Raw genomic sequence first — 18,185 nt, forward strand, 5'->3', positions numbered from 1 at the left:
TATAAATGAACCGGTCTTTACGGTTTATTTTATTAACCCAACCTGAGTTGATAATTATGAAGAGCTATAACAATTCTAAAAAACTGTTCAAACGTATTATTTCAGCATCGCTGGGTGTTTTGTTTTCTACGTTCATGATGTTCAGCGCGACGGCTTCTGCCGCCGCTTTGTGTGAGGGTAAATGGGTGTTGGTGGGTGGCGTACCCTGCGATATGTTGCCCATTGGCGGGGGAAGCGTGACCTGTTTGTTTTTCGGCAAAGATATTAATGCGAATGGCACGATTGAAGGTAACTCGGCCGATGTGTGCACGCTTTTGGATGCCAATAATAGCCAGCGCAGTTTTCCCTGTGTTGACGCGTGCAACTACACCAATAATTGCGAACTTAAACACTGCATGAACACGGACTCTATTATGGATGCCCGAAAAGAAGCCCGATTGCCTATAAAGAAAACAGAGTAGACGGCATGACGTGACGCGATGTTCTGAATGCCCCTCAGCCGCTGTTAAAGGCTGAGGGGTATTGATCAGTAAACGTCTCTCTTATAACGACCCTGTTCTATCAGGCGTTCCAATGCTTCTGCTCCCACGATGTCGATCAATGCCTGATCAACCCCCGCCGCCATGCCTTGCAAACTGCCGCAGATGTAAAGGGCAGCCCCTTCAGCGAGCCACTGCCGGATCTCGTCAGCCGCTTCGCGAACGCGGTCCTGCACATACACTTTCTGCGCCTGATCCCGGGAGAACGCCAGACTCAGGTGCTCCAGATCCCCGTTGGCCAGCCAGCCATGCAGCTCTTCGCGGCAGTAAAAGTCATGGGCGGCATTGCGCTCTCCGAAGAACAGCCAGTTACGCTGTTCGCCCGCAGCGATCCGGGCCTTGAGCAGGCTGCGCAAACCGGCCAGACCAGTGCCGTTGCCGATCAATATCAGCGGGCAAGGTTCGGCAGGCAGGTGGAAACCACTGTTGCGGCGCACGCGCAGGTTGATGCTCGACCCCACAGGCGCGTGTTCTGTCAGCCAGCCTGAACCAATCCCCAGACTCCCATCGGCATGCCGTTCCTGACGCACGATGAGTTGCAGCACGCCATCCTCCGGGATCGAGGCGATGGAGTATTCGCGCATGTTCAACGGGATCAAGGCATCGACCAACGCTTGTGCATGCATGCCCACCAGATGCCCGCGGTTTTCCGGCAGTTGGCGGCTAGCAAGAGCTTGAGCCAGTGTTTCTTGCAGGCCTGCCAGTTGTACCGGGCTGTCGGCGCTCAGGCCAAGGCCTTCAAGGAAGTGTTCAACTGCCCACGCACACTGGCGCGGCATGACCTCGACCAGATCGCCGGCTTGCCAGCGGTAATGGGCGTCAGGCGCACGCAACCCCAGCAGATACACGCTGGAGCCGCGGCTGCCGGGGTTGATCAGGTCGCGCTGTTCAAGGGTCCAGTTGTTGTAGCTGGGCGCTTGCCACGGGACACTGGGTGCGCCTCCCGTCAGTTGGCTGAGGTGTTGTTGCCACTGATGCAGCGCATCGGGGTCGCCGCTGTCGACCTGCACCGGGCTGAACAATGCCTGCGCGCCGCGCTCGCTGAGCCACTGCTGAATGCGTGTCGCAAACCCGCAGAAGTGCGGGTATTGGCGATCACCCAAGGCGAGCACTGAATACTTGAGCGTGCGCAGGCTTAAAGGTTGGCCCAGCACGTTGCGTTCAAAGCCCCGGGCGCTGTCCGGCGCTTCACCGTCGCCAAAGGTACTGACCACAAACAGGGCGTTGCCCGCGTGCTGCAAGTCTTTTTCACTGAGTGCCGCCAACGGCTGCACCCGTACCGGTAGCCCTGCCGACTGCAACTGGCCTGCCGTTTGCCAGGCCAGTTGTTCGGCAAATCCGCTTTGACTGGCAAAGCCGATCAACCAGGAAGACGCATCGCTGCTGTTGCCAGCCAACCCTTTACGGGCCTCTTTGACCTGACGCTTTTTGCGGCGTCGATCCAGATACAACAACCAGCCGGTGATGAAAAACAGCGGCATGGTCAAGCTGGCGACGGTGACCAGGATGCGCCCGGTCAGGCCCCAGTAACTGCCGACGTGCAACGCGTAGAGGCTGGTAAGCAGTTGCGCCTTGTAGCTTTTATCGTCGTAGCGCTCGTGCTTTTTGATCGCGCCGGTGGCCGGGTCAAGCACGATCTGGTTGAAAGCACGCTCATGGGGCGAGTCGGTTCTCAGGTAGAACACGGTCGCAGGCTGACCGGCCGCCGGTGGCATGCGCACGTTGTACAGGCTCAGCTCAGGGCCTGCGGCTTTTTGAATGCTTGCCCAGATTGCCTCGTAATCGGCCACGGGAGCCGGCCCGGCCGGGCCGCGCTGGCCACGGCCGCCTTTGCGTTGCTCGCCCTGATGCGAATCACCAAACAGTGTTTGTAAGCCTTTGTTGTACCACTCGTAGGACCATGACAACCCGGTCAACGCAGCCAGCAGATAGAAGACCAGGCACCAGGTGCCCGCCACTGCGTGCAAATCCCAGTTGAAGCTACGGCCTTTTTTCGCCCAATCGAGCGTCAGCCATGCGCGCCAGTTCAGCGCTTTACGCGGCCAGCGCAGGTACAGTCCGGAGAGGCAAAAGAAAATCAGCATCAAGGTGCAAGCGCCGGTGATTTGCCGCCCGGTTTGGCCCATGGCCAAAAAACGGTGCAATTGCAGCATCAGGCCGAAGAAATCCTGACCCACGGCGTCGCCCTGATAAGTCCCGGTGTAGGGATCGACATAGCGCATCTGCCCACGTCGCTCGCCCGGCGGCGGGGTGAAGAACACGCGGGCGGCGCTGTCACTGTCGATACCGACCCACAACATAGCGACCTGCTTGCCCTCCGTGGCCTCGACCTTGCGCACCAGCTCGGCAGGTGGCAGCACGCCGCTGTCGAGTTTTTCGACCTTGAGTACAGACGGGTTGAGCGCGTTCAGCAGTTCGTCCTGAAACGACACCACTGCACCGGTAATGCCCATCAGGGCCAGCACCAGACCGGCGGTTATCCCGAAAAACCAGTGCAGTTGAAACAGTGTTTTCTTGAACACAACGACCGCCTTGCTTGCTCAATTGAATGCTTGTTATACGTCGAGACCGAAAGTGATCCGGCTTGCACACAAAAGCCCCGGCCATGGGATGGACGGGGCTTGGTTTAACGTGACATCTGTTTAGAAGTGGAAGCTGGTGGTCAACAAGGCAGTACGGCCCGGTGCCTGACTGGCAAAGTGCGCAGCGTAGGCTTTGTCGTAATACGTTTTGTCGGTCAGGTTCTGCACGTTCAATTGCAGGTCAATATTTTTGGTCAGCTTATAGCTCGCCATGGCGTCGTAGCGGGTGTAAGAGGGCACATACACCGTGTTGGCCGTGTCGCCGTACACTTCGTCTACATAGAATGCACCGCCACCAATCGTCAGCTTGGGCGTGACGTCATACGTAGTCCAAAGGCTGAAACTGTTTTTCGGGGTGTTTGGCATTTCATTGCCTTTATCCGAGAGCGCTGCGGTATTGATGGTCCCGTTACGGTTAGCTTTTAGGCCCGGATCAACCAGTTCGCTTTTCAGGTAGCTATAACCTGCAAAAACTTGCCATTTGTCAGTGATTTTTCCGCTGGCCGACAGTTCTATGCCGTCAACGCGGGATTTACCGGCGTTCTCGTACGTGAACGAATCCGCCAGGACACGTGTATTTTTCTTTTCGGTACGGAACACAGCGGCCGTCAGCGACAGGCGATCCTGGAGAACATCCCACTTGGTGCCCAGTTCGTAGTTGACGGTTTCTTCTGGCTTCAAGTCGCTGGTGATGTTGCTGCCCGGTGTTACCGGCGGGTTACCATCAACCCCCTCTCCGACCATGCCGCCGGGGGGGGTGGCAGATGTGGCGTAAGAAATGTACACGCTACCGTTATCCACTGGTTTCCAGACAAGACCGGCCTGCCAGTTGAAAAAGTGGCTGTCATTCTCGGCTTTCGTTCTACCTGTTGCGGCATTGGTGTTAGCCGTCGTGCTGAACGCGTCATAACGCAGCCCCGCATTCAACAGCCATTTAGGATCAAGTTCGATGGTGTCGAAGATATACGCCGCTTTAGTTACGCCTACGGTATTTGTGCCGTAGTAATTGCGGGCTTCAGTACCTGTCCAAACGTCATTTGGATTTGGGTTGGACAGCGAGGTGCATTCACCACCGCTATTGCCGACCTTGTTGGGTGTGCAATCGGGGTTTTTATTTGGCGAAACGGTATAGCTGCTGGCACGGGTTTCTTCACGGGTGAATTCAACCCCCGTGGAATAGGTGTTCTTGAAGCCCATGAGCTGGAAGTTACCAAACAGGTCTGTCTGGTTAGTCGTGGTTTCAGTCGTCGATACACGGCTATTGGCGCGACGCCAAACGGTTCCGTATTGATTAACGTTGTGCTGGCTGTCATCGGGCTGCGTCAGGATGTAGTCCTGGCCGGTATTGCCATGGCGGAAAGTGTTTTTCAGGGTCATCGAATCGTTGAAGTCATGTTCGAACGAAATGGTGCTGATATCGACGCGGGTCTTGCGGAAATCGCGGTCTTTCAACCCGTAGAAATTATTGCTGTTACCGCCATCGTCTGGCTTGTCGTGGCCGTGCACGGCGGTTTTTGAGCTGTTGCTGTAACCATACGGAATGCCCGAGTCCGGCAAGTCGTTGCTTTCCAGATGGTAGTAGCTGAGGTTGAGGCGGTTGTCTGTACCCAGGCCAAAGGTGACGGAGGGCGCAACGCCCCAACGGTCATAGTTCACGGAATCACGGCCAGCCACGTTTTGCTCGTGACTCATCAGATTCAGGCGAAAGGCTGCGGTATCCAGAAATTGACGGTTTACATCGACGGTGTAACGACGGGTTTGATCGGAACCGTACGTGAAACCACCGTTGAGGAAGTCACCCATTTTTGGCGTCTTGCTGACCATGTTCAGGCTTCCGCCCGCTGAGCCGCGGCCCCCAAAAGATGAGTTCGGACCTTTACTGACTTCAATCGATTCGACATCAAAAATTTCGCGCGTCTGGCCGCCCGCGTCACGTACGCCATCCAGGTACATGTCGCCTTGAGCATCAAAACCACGAATGAAAGGTCGATCGCCTTGCGGGTTGCCGCCTTCTCCTGCACCAAAGGTTACGCCCGGAACAGTGCGCAAGGCGTCTTGAAGCGAAGTGGCAGCGGTGTCTTGCAACACTTGCTGGGGGATCACAGTAACCGAGCGTGGGGTATCAACCAGCGGAGCCGTGTATTTCTGAGAGCTCGCTTTTTCAGTCTGATACGACTGTTCCTGCTGCTCCCCCGTCACGGTGGTTGCGCCAAGGGAAATACTGTTGCCCTGTGCCTTGCTTTCGGTGCTTTCAGCCGCCTGAGCCATGTGCGCGGCAGAGGTTGCAGTGATTGCTACACCGATGGCCGAAGCCAGCAAACGCGGCGAGCTGACAGGTATTTTTATTGGTTGGCGCAACATCGTTAGATCCCTTCCCCCAGAATTTGAGCAGAGAAATATAGTGCAAACAATTCTGCCTATCAATTGAGATCAATTACTATTAGCGCGAAATTTACATTCTTTACAATTTTGCTTTACGGTTTTTTCACACTCGTTCGTCTCCTGCCTCGATCAGCGTTTTACACGATCAATAAGAATCAATACCATTGCCATCTCTTTGCTATCAGGTACTGCGTCATGCTCCTGCATATTCCCGGCTTGTTTACCCGTGAAGAAGTCCTGCGTATTCGCCAGGCACTGGAGCAGGCGGACTGGGCTGACGGCAAAATCACGGCCGGCTATCAGTCCGCCAAGGCCAAGCACAATCTGCAATTGCCGGAAGGCCATCCGCTCGCCAAAGAAATTGGCGCGGCCATGATTGATCGGCTGTGGCAGAACCCGCAGTTCATGTCAGCCGCCTTGCCGCATAAAGTGTTCCCGCCGTTGCTCAACTGTTACACGGCAGGCGGCAGCTTCGACTTCCACATCGATAATGCGGTGCGTCAGCCCAAGGGCAATCCTGAGCGGGTGCGCACGGATTTGTCGTCGACCCTGTTCTTCAGCGACCCCGATGATTACGACGGCGGCGAACTGGTGATTCAGGACACATATGGCGTACAGCACGTCAAATTGCCCGCTGGCGACATGGTCTTGTACCCCGGCACCAGCCTGCACAAGGTCAACGCCGTCACGCGTGGCACCCGGTACGCCTCCTTCTTCTGGACCCAAAGCCTGGTGCGTGAAGACAGCCAACGCACGCTGTTGTACGAAATGGACGGCGCGATCCAGCAACTGACCCGTGACGTGCCTGATCACCCTTCGCTCATTCAGCTCACCGGCACCTACCACAACCTGCTGCGCCGCTGGGTTGAGGTATAACCCATGAGTTTTCAACTACGCCGCCAGGAATTGCTCGATGGCCAACAGCTCAGCGCCATGTTGGCTGAAAATCCTGCGCGGGCGGCTCAGGCGATCCTGCTGGCAGCCAAGCAAGGCATCGTCGATGGCCAGGCGTTGCTGGGGCAGATTTTGCTCGACGGGCAAGGCATCGAACGTGACCCGGTGTTGGCCAGGCGCTGGTTCCAGATCGCAGCCAACGCGGGTCACCTGATGGCGCGCAACATGCTCGGTCGCTGTTGGGAGCATGGCTGGGGCGGGCCTTCGGATCTGACTCTGGCCAGTCTGGAATACCGTCAGGCAGCCGAAGCCGGACTGGACTGGGCCATGTACAACTACGCCAACTTGCTGGCCACGGGGCGCGGCGTAGCAGAGGATCAGTTTGCCGCCATGGCGTTGTACCGGCAGGCGGCTGAGCTGGGGCACGCCAAGTCGATGAATTTGCTGGGCCGTTATCTGGAGGACGGTCAGTACTGTGCACAGGATCTTAAAGCCGCCTGGCAGTGGTACCAACGTTCGGCTGAGGGCGGAGATTTTCGTGGGCAGTTCAGCCATGCCGCTGTCCTGGCTCAACGTGGGCAAGTCGACGAAGCCCTTGAATGGTTGCGCAAGGCGCTCGCTGGCGGGAATCTGAATTTTTTGCGCGTTGCTCAGCGATCCCTCATGGAGGCGACGGATCCGCGCATTCGTTCAATGGCCTCAGACTTTGCACAGCGCGTGGCACAACTTCAACTCGCGTGATCAGATGCCGTTCTGGCAGGCGCAAGTTTAAAGAAGATCTGCGTTAAATAGTTATTGCACTACAGGCGCAATAGTAATAGTTAGTGCAATGGTCAATAGAGCTGTCACGCAGCGCACTCTCTTACAGGATTTAGCGCTTGGCCTGTATTGCGGGCGTCGTGGTTAGGCTTAGTCTTGTTCATCTATATTAATTGAACAGGAGTTGCACGATGTCTGAGCATTATGTCGATGAGCTGGAATCTATTGTCGGGTCTGAATTTTATGAACAATCGGGCGTGTTCGAGCAATCGATTGTCGTACCGTTGCGCTTTATGCAGTATTTGGCGGGTGTACGCATAAGTGGAATTCCTCGTGCCGACAGAGGGTTTTTATTTAGGCGCACGGATATTGAAAATATTCGATTATATGTTGACCATGCACGCCTCCTGCCCACGACTCTTGAGAGCGTAAAGCGGCTGTATCCCCCACAGGCTGTAGGTTTGGAAGGACTTGAGCCGGAACAAATAGTGAGTTTTCATCAACAGGTACTGACGCACACCAAGGCCTGGACCAACCTTGAACATGCCGTCAAAGTTGCATGCGACAGCATGAACCAATTGGCAGGAGACATCCCGGAGCGTTTTCTTCAACTGGTTGAAGATATCGATGGGATCGCGGAAGGGCAATCCGCAGACCTTCAACGTAACGAAGGGGATCTGCAACTTGTTGCGTTGACTGATCAACAGCGTTCTGCGCTTGAAGGTATACGTTTAAATCGGGTTCACGAGCAGCCGGATATACGAGGCTTCTTCAATACCACCATCTTCACCCAATGCCGTGCATTCAATAACACCCTGGTGAACGTGTTGATGCCAAAAGTTGCTGCGCTTTTAGAGGCCTATTCGCACGTAAATAATCTGCCAGTCAGTGCCTCCTTTGAGACTGATTTGCGCGCGATAGATGAGCAGCTAAATACGCGGGTCACTGATTATGAACGGCTGATTACGGAAACAGCACCCGGCATGATGCCACGGTTCAGTCTGGATGCCAGTTCAGGTGTATTCAGCCGCCAGGCCGGAATAGTGAGAGGGGAGATTCATCGGTTGGTTGTCGAGCGCGGGCGTTTAGTCTTCGCCCATTTGCCGCAGGACGCTTTGGGCACGCTTCTATACGTGTCCCAACAACGATTTTTTGAGCTACGCGGACGCTTTATGGCTGCCGCCGTGACCTGCCGCGAGATGGAGCAGGCGTGGGACCCCCTCAAGTGGTATGTGTTGGGCGTGAATGAGTATTTGAAGCAGGTGAGACACCTGTCAGACCTCACCCAACTGAAAATAAATCTCGTGAGGCTGATGAAAACCTGGTTGCGGGTTAAATCACTGACTGAGCAAGTCTACAATTCATTTACAACCATATTGGAGCGCGATGACTGGACCGCGGGGTAGTGTATGACTATTCCTTTCATATCATGGGCACAGTAAAACTTAGCGCGCCGACGCCTCTTGCACATGCGGAGTGGGCTGAATTAGAGGGGGTGCTTACTATTTTAATTATTTCAAAGGTGCTTTTATTTCCAAGTGTAACCCTGTTGTCTTTCGCCACTTCTCATATCCAGATGTGTCATCCTCCTACAATCTTTGATGCTTTAGTCGTGTTGAGTAAGTTGGGTTTGGCTCTAGGCTGTTAAGAGCAGGCTCATAAATTTAAAGGTGCTAAAAAATGGATAGTTTGGCGTTGGATATTGACTTGGAAAGTATCAGTGATTTAAGTGTTGATGTGGCTGCCATTCGTTTGCCGGGGGAATACATCAAATTAGTGGCGGGGGAAACGCGGTCTGCTGTTGATCCAAAAGATATAGGTTTTATAATACGGCGAGAGGATATTCATAATACGCGTAAGTATGTCGCTTTTGCCAAAATGCTACCGCTCTCGCTGGACGTGGTAAGAAAGCGTTTGAATTATGATCGTATTGAAATTGAGGGCTTGTCGCCAGAAGATATTTTAAAGCTGAATGAGCGCACCGTGGCGCATGCTAATACGTGGCCAGCCGTAGAGTCGGGCAGTAAAGAAGTCGCGAGAGAACTGGAGAAATTCGCAGCTAATTTTATAACCACGGGCGAAAGTGTTGTATCGCTTATAAGGACTGTTGAATTAGGGCGACAGCTGGAAGGGACTTTAAAAGATCTGACCGAGGAAGAACAACAAAAGTTTCACACTATCTGGCTAGACCGTACAGAGAAGCTCGCCATTGAAAAGATGGTGGGATATTTAGCAGACGCCAAGAAGAGTACAACCGGTTTTATCAAGTCTGTCGAGCAGGTTGGGGCATTGGCCAAGGGCTTTGAGAAAGGTTTGTCCGATGATTTGATCCCTTTGGTCAAAGCCAAAATGATGGCCTATAAAAACTCGGGCAAAGAGCATGAGCGTCAGGCATTACTTGAAGAAGTTCTACAGCTCAATGAGCAAATCGATGCGCTTGCCAGTGCTTACAAAAACGCGGTAGGGGCTTCTTTCTCAGGCTTGGTTTTGGGGCCATTCGGGCTTGTGGTAACGGGGGGAGTTTTTGGCAGTAAGGCTGAAAAAATCCGGAAGGAAAAAAATCAACTTATTGCTGATAGACGCAAGTTGTTAGAGAAGCTTAAATCTGCCGATAAGTTAGCTGAGTTGCTTGATGATCTTCAACTGCACTTTGTTGATCTGCAAGGACAAATGTTAGGGGCTGAAGTGGGTGCCAAGCAGCTGTCGCAAATATGGACGTACATAGCTGCTTACCTAGATGACGCCAGCGAATCCTTGAAAAAAGTAGATACCCTGTTGGAGCTCCATAAGTTTGCAATGCATTTTTCTATGGTTATTAATCCTTGGACCAGTATCAAGGGCTACTCTGCGCAAATTTCCACAGCGTTCAATGAACTGCTACAACCCTGATTTATAAGGAATATAAACGTGAACGGAATCACAAACCTGAATCTCTATCCCGCTTTAAATATGGTCGCCGTCAAAGGGGCTGTAAGTGTGTTTAACAGTGCGGTTGCAAGTAATACTTTTGCTACACTTCCTGGTTTGCAGGAGCGTGTGATGCGGGCGCAACTACTGATTAATAGCCATAGTCGCTCTTTAGTCGATCAGGCCATCGCACTCGAAGCGTCACTGTCCAGTGCAGGTATCAGCGATATTGCCAAGCAATATAAAGGGATTGCTGAAGCTTCATCGTTGGACCCCAAATTGAAGGCCAAGGGCCTTGAAGACTTGAACGCGTTCTGCCAGGAACGATTGCGCCACGTTGTGCAAAAAGTCGAGGCCGCCCAAGGCTTGATTGAGGCCAACCGGGCAGAAATAGGCGCATTGACGCTGGATCACTTCGCAGGCGATATGATTGACTATGATGAGGCTCGCCTCACGGCACTGGTGACACGTGAAGCCGCATTGAAAGCCACGGGTGAACAACTGCAGGCAGATTGGGATGCCATCAAAGCTGCTAAAGAATTACTCGAGACTGATTTTTGGAAGGAGCATATTAAAAAAGCACTCCCCACTGCCGAAGAGCTGCAGATGTTAGTGTCGCAGGCACTGGTTCCCAAGCTTGATGTTGAAATTATCAAATTAGGACTGCAGCGATTAGAGAAGTACCTGGATATGTTTGGTGCAGCGGCAAAGCTGGTGTCCTTGGGCGAAGCCCTCGTGCGGTTGTCGAAAAATATATCCGCCAACAACCTTGAGCGCCACGAGGTTCAAGAGAAAATCAAGGCGTTGCAGGCGCGCAAGGAAAAACTTGAGTCCTATGACGCCGTCTTGACGGCAAGAACGCAATGGGTAGAACAAGTGGGGCTGGTCGTGGAAAGTCTGGTGGTGTTTCTAAGAGAGTGTCGTCTTTTTCAAACAGCTGACGAGTGCGACATTGTTTCATTGCAAACTCACCTGACCACGTTTATTTCAGTGTTGCGTCAGGTGCGTGTTTGATTTAAGCGTCAGAGCAAAACGCCCATGCAGCATGGCTGCATGGGCGTGTGGGATTATAAGTAAAAAGACTTCAACGGAGGGAAACCATTGAATTCAACGGCGCTGTAGCTTGTGGTGTAAGCACCGGTCGACAACCAGTACAGACGGTCGCCGATAGCCAGATTAAGTGGCAGACCATACTTGTAGTTTTCATACATGATATCGGCGCTGTCGCAGGTGGGCCCCGCGATGACCACCTCTTCCATTTCACCTTTCTTTTCGGTCCAGATCGGAAACTTGATCGCTTCGTCCATGGTTTCAATCAAACCCGAGAATTTGCCGACATCGGTGTACACCCAGCGCTCCACAGCGGTGCGCGATTTACGGGCCACCAGCACCACTTCGCTGACCAGAATCCCCGCGTTGGCAATCAGGGAGCGGCCCGGTTCCAGAATGATTTCCGGCAGGTCGTCGCCAAAATCTTCTTTCAGGAAACGAATGATTTCTTCAGCGTAGGTTTCGAGGCTGTTGGTGCGAGTGATGTAGTTGGCCGGGAAGCCACCGCCCATGTTGATCAGCTTCAGGTGAATGCCGTCTTCTTCTTTCAGGCGTTCGAAAATCACTTTGACCTTGGCAATGGCGGCATCCCAGACGCTGATGTCGCGTTGCTGGGAGCCGACATGGAACGAAATACCGTAAGGCACCAGGCCAAGATCGCGGGCCAAAATCAGCAAGTCCATGGCCATGTCGGTCTGGCAGCCAAACTTGCGTGACAGCGGCCAGTCAGCGGTGGTCGAGCCTTCGGTGAGGATGCGCACATACACCTTGGCGCCAGGCGCGGCTTTGGCGATGTTGCGCAGGTCGGCTTCGGAGTCCGTGGAGAACAGGCGCACGCCTTTCTCGTAGAAGTAGCGGATGTCTTTGGATTTTTTGATGGTATTGCCGTAGCTGATACGATCCGGGCTCACGCCCTGTGCCATCACTTTATCCAGCTCATAGATCGAAGCGATGTCGAAGTTCGAGCCTTTGTCGCGCAGCAAGTTGATGATTTCAACCGCCGGGTTGGCCTTGACGGCGTAGTACACCTTGGCAAATTCGAAACCTGCGCGCAGGTCATCGTAGGCCTGGCTGATCATCGCGGTGTCGATTACCACGAACGGGGTTTCTTGGGTGTCAGCGAACGCTTTCATTTTCTGAAAGGTATCGCGCGCGTAATAGTCTTCGACCTTAATCGACATGCTGAGGGACTCCTGGTAGCAAACGTCATCAATAAATGGGCGCAACTGAACATCCTCCGTATCCCCACTTTGGTTCGCCTACTTCCCAAGGCATGTCCGCCGAAAGCAAAAAAGGTAAATGAACCTTGCTGTCTCGTCGTCAGTACTTGAGCCGGATGGATCGTTTCCAGCATGGATGTTCGGCGCGAACTGTAGGGGGTGATTGCCCATTGATCAACAAAAAATGTCGCGTTTTTGCACGAGTTCGTCGCAGGCTGTTTACCGGCGGTTTAAGTAACCGACCGTGGCAGGGAGGGGATGTTCAATAAGGCGTTTTTAGAGGTGCCCAGAGGCCGCAGGCGCAAGGCTCTGCTCCCGTTTCATAGCGGTTTGCAATGAAACGGGAGGCAGAGCCTGGAGCGGATTGCGCCTGCGGGATGCGATTTAAGCCAGTGCGGTCTCGGCTGGGGACACGATGCTGGTCTTGGCGCCACGTGAACGACCGGAGCTTAAATAAGCCGCGATCGATTCCTGGGTGACTTCACCCTGGAACACACGCTCGGTGTCCATTACCGGCAACCACGAACGGTTAAATTCGTACATGCGCGACAACAGGATGCGCAAGTGTTCCTCGGACGCCGCCGTGGCGGTGAATTCGCGCAGGAACTGCCCGCATGTGCCGGTCTGGCGATGCAGGTCGCGACGCCGTACATAACCCAGCGCCTTGTTGTCGGCGCAGGTGACCACCACATAGCGACGGTCAAGTTCGTCCATCAGTTCCAGCGCTTCACCCACCGGGGTTTCAGGGCTGACTGAAGGGGCGTTGTCGGCTGCGTCTTCAGCCTTGACCAGCAGCAGACGCTTGAGGGTGCTGTCCTGACCGACAAAGTTGCTGACAAACTCGTCGGCAGGGTGGGCGAGCAGGGTGTCGGGGTGATCCATCTGCAACAGCTTGCCGCCCCGGAAAATCGCAATCTTGTCGCCCAGTTTGATGGCTTCGTCAATGTCGTGGCTGACCATGATTACGGTCTTGTTCAGCGCCCGTTGCATCTCGAAGAATTCGTTCTGGATCATTTCACGGTTGATTGGGTCAACGGCGCCGAACGGTTCATCCATCAACAGCAGCGGGGCATCAGCGGCGAGGGCGCGAATCACGCCGATGCGCTGTTGCTGGCCGCCCGACAGCTCGCGCGGGTAGCGGTGCAGATACTGCTTGGGTTCAAGCTTGATCATGCTCATCAATTCACGTGCCCGCTCATGGCACTTCTGTTTGTCCCAGCCCAGCAGCCTGGGCACGACCGTGATGTTTTCTTCGATGGTCATGTTCGGAAACAAACCGATCTGCTGAATCACGTAACCGATGTTGCGACGCAGGGTCACCGGGTCGAGGTCAGTGGTGTCTTCGCCGTTGATCAGAATCTTGCCGGAGGTGGGCTTGATCAGGCGGTTGATCATTTTCAACGTGGTGCTTTTGCCGCAACCCGATGGCCCGAGGAATACGCAGATTTCGCCTTCGTTGACGGTCAGGTTTACCGAGTCGACGGCTTTGACATCTTTGCCGTTGCTTTGGAAGGTTTTGCTGAGGTTTTGAAGTTCGATCATTTGAGCAGTCCTTTTGGAGTCAGCGAGCGTTGCAGCCATTGCAAAAGCAGGTCAGCGATGATGGCCAGTACACTGACCAGCACGGCGCCGACGATCAGCATCGACATATCGCTGCGGCTGATGGCAGCCAGAATAAGTACACCCAGACCGCCGGCGCCGATGGTGGCGGCGATGGTCATTACCCCGATGTTCATCACGACAGCGGTGCGTACACCGGCCAGAATCACCGGCACCGCGATGGGCAATTCGACCATGCGCAGGCGCTGGCCGAAGGTCATGCCGATACCGCGGGCGGCTTCACGAATGCCCGGTTCAACACCGGTGAGCGCAAGAAAGGTATTGCGCATGATGGGCAGCAGTGAATAAAGGAACACGGCCGTGATGGCCGGCATCGGCCCCAGGCCCTGACCGAACTTGGAGTAGAACGGCAGGAGCAGGCCGAACAGGGCGATGGACGGGATGGTCAGCAGCACCGTGGCGCTGGCCTGCATCGGCCCGGCTAACGACGGGAAGCGCGTCATCAGCACGCCCAACGGCACGCCGACCACAATGGCCAAGGTGACGGCGATGCCGACCAGGGTGATGTGCTGCCATGTGAGGTGCAGTACAAGCGTCCAGTCCATGTGGGAAAAGGCGTTTAGAAATTCCATGTCTTCTCCTCAGTTGAGCGGGTGTTGGCGCAGGAAGTCGGCGGCCACTTTGGACGGGCTTTCGTGGTCCACGTCGACCCGGGCGTTAAGCTGACGCATGGTTTCATCGTCAAACAGGTCGGCCAGCGGCTTGAGCAGGCTTTCGAGATCCGGGTGCTGATCCAGATAGGCTTTACGCACGACGGGAGCGGCGGTGTAGTCCGGGAAGTAATGCAGGTCATCGTTCAGCAGCTTGAGGTTGAACGCACTCAAACGGCCGTCGGTTGTGTAGACCAGACCGGCAAACACTTGGCTGTTTTTCAGCGCGGTGTAGACGAGACCGGCGTCCATTTGGCGAATGTTGCGACGGGTCAAGTCCATGTCGTAGAGCTTGACCAGCCCGCCCAGTCCGTCAGAACGGTTGGCAAATTCGGTGTCCAGCGCCACCAAGGCCGTTTCGTGCTCGGGGTCGCGCAGGGCTTTGTTCAGGTCGCTGATGCTGTTGATCTGCGGGTATTGCTCAGCCACTTTTTGCGGTAGCGCCAATGCAAAGGTGTTGCTGAACTTGGACGGGTGCAGCCAGATCAAGCCTTGCTTGGCGTCGACTTCTTTAACGCGGTCGTAGGATTGCTGGCTGTCGAGTTTGTCAGTGATGTGGTTGTACGCCACCAGCGAGACCCCGGTGTATTCCCACACCATGTCCAGCTGTCCCGATTCCTGGGCCGACCGTGCCAGGCTGCTGCCCAGCCCGCCCGTGACTTGCGCGTTATAGCCCTTGGCGTTGAGGTATTGCGAGGTGATTTCAGCGAGCAGTGTTTGCTCGGTGAATACCCGTGCCCCGATGCGGATCAAAGGTTTTTCAGCGGCCTGCACAATTCCTGCGCACAGCAGGATGCAGCCTAAAAACAAGCTTATTTTTTTCATGGGTTTTCCTATGCTCAGCCCGACCTAAACAGGTCGCAGACCGCGTTCCAACCATTGGCGGCTGATGAGTATCACCAAGCCGTCGAGCAGCAATGCCAGCAGCGCAGTACACGCGGCACCGAGGATCAATTGCGGCTGATTGTTGAGGGCGATGCCGGGGAAAATCAGGCTGCCCAGGCTGTTGGCGCCGATCAGGAACGCCAGTGGCGCAGTCCCGACGTTGATCGCCAGTGCAACCCGCACACCGCCCATGATGATGGGCACGGCGTTGGGTAACTCGACGCGCCAAAGCACTTGGCGCGGGGTCATGCCAATGCCGACGGCGGCTTCTTTGAGTGAACCCTGGACGTTCTTCAAGCCTTCGTAGGTGTTGCGCACAATGGGCAGCAACGAGGCGAGAAACAGGGCGAAGATGGCGGGGCCGCTACCGATCCCCAGAAAGCCCAGTGCAATGGCCAGTACAGCCAGCGGCGGGACGGTGTTGCCGATGTTGAAGACTTGCATGAAGCGTTCCGCACGTCCGGCCATTGAAGGTCGGCTGAGGAAAATGCCGGCGGGTATCCCTACGAGGAGGGCGGCGAGCATTGAAACGAGTACGAGGTACAGATGGGCTTGCAGGTAGAACAACAGATCATCTTGATAGTGTTCGATAGTGCTGATGCCGATCCAATGGACCAACAGGGCCAGGAGGGCGACAACTGCCACGCAACCTATAAGCCCTTTTCCATAGCGATTAGCCACAGGCGGACTCCTTTTTTTTAGTCGGCGGACACATTCTCGTGTGGCAACGCCATTCCTGGCTGCCGACAATGTGTTCGCGAAGAGCAACAGGCGGGGGCAGAGTAAACGCCGGCATCGCCTGTCATTAGCGCAGCCTCGTCAGGCTAACTTGCTGATATTTCAGCCCCTGACGGTATGTCTTATCAGGAGAGTGGACGCCTCCACCGCTCAAAAGGTTCACATTTTTTACGGCACATTGCCACCCTTGTGATTCAGACCAAGGCACCAACGGTGGCTGCGGATGCCGGATTTGGGCTATAATCCGCGCCCTTTTTTGAATCAATCGTCAGGCGATTTCCCATGACCCATCAGGCCGCCGAAGTCGCGAAACGCCGCACTTTCGCCATCATTTCCCACCCCGATGCGGGTAAAACCACCATCACCGAGAAACTCTTGCTGATGGGCAAGGCCATTGCCGTTGCCGGTACGGTGAAATCGCGAAAGTCCGACCGCCATGCCACCTCCGACTGGATGGAAATGGAGAAACAACGGGGTATCTCGATTACCACGTCGGTCATGCAGTTCCCGTATCGCGACCACATGATCAACCTGCTCGACACCCCGGGCCACGAAGACTTCTCGGAAGACACCTACCGTACGCTGACAGCCGTCGACTCTGCTTTGATGGTGCTCGATGGCGGTAAAGGTGTCGAACCGCGCACCATCGCCCTGATGGACGTTTGCCGTCTGCGTGATACACCGATCGTCAGCTTCATCAACAAACTCGACCGGGACATCCGCGACCCGATCGAGCTGCTGGACGAAATCGAAGCCGTACTCAAAATCAAGGCGGCGCCGATCACCTGGCCGATTGGTTGCTACCGCGACTTCAAGGGTGTTTATCACCTGGCGGGCGACTACATCATTGTGTACACCGCCGGTCATGGCCACGAACGAACCGACGTCAAAATCATCGAGAAGCTCGACTCCGACGAGGCGCGTGCGCACCTGGGTGACGAGTACGACCGTTTTGTCGATCAACTGGAACTGGTCCAGGGCGCCTGCCATGAATTCAACCAGCAAGAATTCCTCGACGGTCAACTGACTCCTGTCTTCTTCGGTACAGCCTTGGGCAACTTCGGTGTCGACCATGTCCTGGATGCGGTGGTGGACTGGGCGCCAATGCCTCTGGCCCGTGTGGCCAACGAGCGTACGGTTGAGCCGGAAGAAGATAAATTCACCGGCTTCGTGTTCAAGATTCAGGCGAACATGGACCCAAAACACCGCGACCGGATCGCCTTCATGCGTATTTGCTCGGGCAAGTACGAAAAAGGCATGAAGATGCGCCACGTGCGCACCGGCAAAGATGTGCGCATCGGCGACGCTTTGACGTTCTTCTCCTCCGAGCGTGAACAGCTCGAAGAAGCCTACGCCGGTGACATCATCGGCCTGCATAACCACGGCACCATCCAGATCGGCGACACGTTCAGCGAAGGCGAGAGCCTGAGCTTTACCGGTATCCCGCACTTTGCCCCGGAACTGTTCCGTCGCGTACGTCTACGCGACCCGCTCAAGTCCAAGCAATTGCGCCAGGGTTTGCAGCAACTGGCCGAAGAGGGCGCCACTCAGGTGTTCTTCCCCGAGCGCAGCAACGACATCATTCTGGGTGCGGTGGGTGTGCTGCAGTTCGACGTGGTAGCGAGCCGTCTGAAGGAAGAATACAAAGTGGAATGCTCCTACGAGCCGATCACGGTGTGGTCGGCGCGCTGGATCGAATGCAGCGATAAGAAGAAGCTGGAAGAATTCAGCGTCAAAGCGGTGGAAAACCTTGCGCTCGACGGCGGCGGTCACTTGACCTACCTCGCACCGACGCGCGTTAACCTCGCATTGATGGAAGAGCGTTGGCCTGATGTGAAGTTCCGTGCGACACGTGAGCATCACTAAGGTGTGACCCCTCGATAACGCAGGCGATGTCTGCGTTGAATGCCAGTCAGTTCTGCTGACTGGCATTTTTTTTGGGTCTGTTTTTTTGAGTTC

At 54.9% G+C, this 18,185-nt stretch carries 14 protein-coding genes; 7 read left to right on the forward strand and 7 right to left on the reverse strand.

The features are described from left to right. Positions 1-56: 56 nt before the first annotated feature. Entirely contained in the window at positions 57-461 is a 405-nt protein-coding gene (locus IF654_RS04450) for a hypothetical protein (protein WP_094987422.1), read from the forward strand. A 65-nt stretch (positions 462-526) separates the two neighbouring features. Here the strand turns inward: IF654_RS04450 and IF654_RS04455 are convergent, their stop codons facing one another. Together IF654_RS04455 and IF654_RS04460 are read right to left on the reverse strand one after the other, a co-directional pair. Further along, positions 527-3,061 carry a PepSY domain-containing protein gene (locus IF654_RS04455; RefSeq protein ID WP_194862738.1) on the reverse strand — a complete coding sequence of 845 codons (2,535 nt, stop codon included), beginning with the start codon at positions 3,059-3,061 and terminating at the stop codon, positions 527-529. A 120-nt stretch (positions 3,062-3,181) separates the two neighbouring features. Next, positions 3,182-5,482: a TonB-dependent receptor gene (locus tag IF654_RS04460; RefSeq protein ID WP_194862737.1), complete on the reverse strand. Its 2,301-nt coding sequence runs from the start codon at positions 5,480-5,482 to the stop codon at positions 3,182-3,184. A 216-nt stretch (positions 5,483-5,698) separates the two neighbouring features. On the opposite strand from IF654_RS04460, the gene IF654_RS04465 reads away from it, so the two are divergent. From IF654_RS04465 to IF654_RS04485, 5 genes are all read left to right on the forward strand, one after another. Continuing rightward, positions 5,699-6,379: a Fe2+-dependent dioxygenase gene (locus tag IF654_RS04465; protein ID WP_048376774.1), complete on the forward strand. Its 681-nt coding sequence runs from the start codon at positions 5,699-5,701 to the stop codon at positions 6,377-6,379. A gap of 3 nt (positions 6,380-6,382) precedes the next feature. Further along, positions 6,383-7,138 carry a tetratricopeptide repeat protein gene (locus IF654_RS04470; protein WP_194862736.1) on the forward strand — a complete coding sequence of 252 codons (756 nt, stop codon included), beginning with the start codon at positions 6,383-6,385 and terminating at the stop codon, positions 7,136-7,138. Positions 7,139-7,347: 209 nt separating this feature from the next. After that, positions 7,348-8,562 (forward strand): hypothetical protein, encoded by a 1,215-nt coding sequence (locus IF654_RS04475; protein WP_194862735.1) that lies wholly within the window; start codon positions 7,348-7,350, stop codon positions 8,560-8,562. Positions 8,563-8,836: 274 nt separating this feature from the next. After that, positions 8,837-10,045, forward strand: a complete 1,209-nt coding sequence (locus IF654_RS04480) for an alpha-xenorhabdolysin family binary toxin subunit A (protein ID WP_047281305.1) — start codon at positions 8,837-8,839, stop codon at positions 10,043-10,045. An 18-nt stretch (positions 10,046-10,063) separates the two neighbouring features. Beyond that, entirely contained in the window at positions 10,064-11,077 is a 1,014-nt protein-coding gene (locus IF654_RS04485; protein ID WP_139047528.1) for an alpha-xenorhabdolysin family binary toxin subunit B, read from the forward strand. A 53-nt stretch (positions 11,078-11,130) separates the two neighbouring features. Here the strand turns inward: IF654_RS04485 and IF654_RS04490 are convergent, their stop codons facing one another. The 5 genes from IF654_RS04490 to IF654_RS04510 all read right to left on the reverse strand — a co-directional run bounded on the left by IF654_RS04490 (position 11,131) and on the right by IF654_RS04510 (position 16,169). Continuing rightward, entirely contained in the window at positions 11,131-12,294 is a 1,164-nt protein-coding gene (locus IF654_RS04490) for a type III PLP-dependent enzyme (protein ID WP_047273687.1), read from the reverse strand. 423 nt (positions 12,295-12,717) lie between these two features. Continuing rightward, positions 12,718-13,875 carry an osmoprotectant ABC transporter ATP-binding protein OsmV gene (locus IF654_RS04495; protein WP_047273689.1) on the reverse strand — a complete coding sequence of 386 codons (1,158 nt, stop codon included), beginning with the start codon at positions 13,873-13,875 and terminating at the stop codon, positions 12,718-12,720. Then, a complete protein-coding gene (locus IF654_RS04500) occupies positions 13,872-14,525 on the reverse strand; it encodes an ABC transporter permease (protein WP_047273691.1) in 654 nt (217 codons plus the stop codon). The genes IF654_RS04495 and IF654_RS04500 overlap by 4 nt, the downstream gene beginning before the upstream one ends. A 9-nt stretch (positions 14,526-14,534) precedes the next feature. Further along, positions 14,535-15,428 (reverse strand): glycine betaine ABC transporter substrate-binding protein, encoded by an 894-nt coding sequence (locus IF654_RS04505; RefSeq protein ID WP_047273692.1) that lies wholly within the window; start codon positions 15,426-15,428, stop codon positions 14,535-14,537. 24 nt (positions 15,429-15,452) lie between these two features. Next, complete coding sequence (locus IF654_RS04510) at positions 15,453-16,169, reverse strand: ABC transporter permease (protein WP_047273694.1); 717 nt, start codon at positions 16,167-16,169, stop codon at positions 15,453-15,455. Positions 16,170-16,508: 339 nt separating this feature from the next. Here IF654_RS04510 and IF654_RS04515 point away from each other — a divergent pair, with 339 nt between their 5' ends. Continuing rightward, complete coding sequence (locus IF654_RS04515; protein WP_047281304.1) at positions 16,509-18,092, forward strand: peptide chain release factor 3; 1,584 nt, start codon at positions 16,509-16,511, stop codon at positions 18,090-18,092. Positions 18,093-18,185 lie beyond the last annotated feature (93 nt).

The sequence above is a fragment of the Pseudomonas lundensis genome (assembly GCF_015377145.2).
GTDB lineage: Bacteria > Pseudomonadota > Gammaproteobacteria > Pseudomonadales > Pseudomonadaceae > Aquipseudomonas > Aquipseudomonas lundensis.